This is a genomic window from Neisseria sp. P0021.S007, from assembly GCF_051956855.1.
On sequence record NZ_JBQCXA010000063.1, the window covers coordinates 1 to 1,437 of the forward strand.

Annotated in this window: 2 protein-coding genes; both read left to right on the forward strand. The window is 48.1% G+C overall.

Annotated elements, in window-relative coordinates; genetic code table 11:
* On the forward strand, positions 1-1,130 hold a 1,130-nt coding region (locus ACTHUR_RS11065; RefSeq protein WP_440398605.1), incomplete at its 5' end, for a PEP/pyruvate-binding domain-containing protein.
* 91 nt (positions 1,131-1,221) lie between these two features.
* Positions 1,222-1,437 (forward strand): histidine phosphatase family protein (locus ACTHUR_RS11070; protein WP_440398606.1); only part of this gene is annotated, 216 nt, incomplete at its 3' end.

The following is a 1,437-nucleotide window of genomic DNA, read 5'->3' on the forward strand; positions in this document are numbered from 1 at the left end:
GTTGGGGGATTCCCAATATTTACCTTAAAGACGCAGAAAAAATCCTAGCCCCGTATATTGGCCGTCGTATCGAATTTGAAGCGACTGCTAAACAATACCGAATTGTCCAAACCAACCGGAACACTACCAGTAAAAGCTTTTCAGACGGCCTTACCCTGCCCCAACCTGATGTTTCCGATTATGGCCTTAGGGCTTTGGCAAACCTGCGCCGTGATGACAGCCGTTACTGCGGCAGTAAGGCTGCCAACCTCGGCCATATCCGTGCCCATATTGCAGGCAGCAACGTTCCTGACGGATTCTGCATTCCGTTTGCCTACTATCAAGCCATGATGGTTAGGCTGGGTATTAATGCAACAATACTGGCACAAATCGAAACGCAAAGTGATGGAGACAACCGCAAGCGCCGCACTGCTTTACTCACACTGCAGAAAAAAATTACCGATGCCGAAATCCCGTCAGAATGGAAGCGCAGATGGGCTGAGCAATGGCGCAATCAATTAAACAGCAAAGGCGTGTTTGTCCGCAGCTCCTCTAATTCCGAAGACCTGCCCAATTTCAGCGGCGCAGGGCTGTACACCACCGTGCCAAATGTTACCGATGAAAACGCGTTGGCCGAAGCAGTGAAGCAATCTTGGGCCTCCGTTTTCAATTACAGCGCATACGAAGCCCGCCGTATTGCCGGACTGCCTCACGATAGCGTGAAAATGAGTGTCTTCGTACAACAAAGCATCAATGCAGATCTCTCCGGTGTGTTGGTTACCATCAATCCTTATGATACTGCTCAGAAAAACAGCGCCTACATTGCCGCCAAACACGGGTTGGGTATTCGTGTCGTTGAGGGCAAACGGGTAGCCGAACAGGTAGTCTATAACCGTCGCAATGATTCTGTACAACGTCTCAGCTCCTCTAATGAAACCACAGCGTTGCAACTAGATAAAAATGGTGGAGTACGCGAGGTGCCTGTAACCAGTGGCAATGTAATGAATCAAGAACAAATACGTCACCTTGACCAAACCGGCCAACAAATCAAACAGCTATTTGCTAATGGTGAGCAGGACATCGAATGGGCGTTTGACAATGGTAAGCTTGTCATCCTCCAGGCACGACCTTATCTAAACGGCACACGTTAAAGTAAAAAGGCCGTCTGAAATTATCGTTTCAGACGGCCTTTGCATCATGAATTAGTTATACCCTATACTTCCCGTTCTCCAAGGAACTATGATGTCAAAACAACTCACTTTTTATTTTATTCGCCATGGCCGTACCCAATGGAACGAACAGGGGCTTTTGCAGGGATCAGGCAATTCACCACTGACCGAACAAGGAATTACAGGAGCTCTAAAAGCCAGCGTAGCGCTACAACAAGTAGAATTTACCGCTGCTTATTCCAGTATTTTACAACGTGCCATTGATACGGCTGGCCACATTATCGGCCAG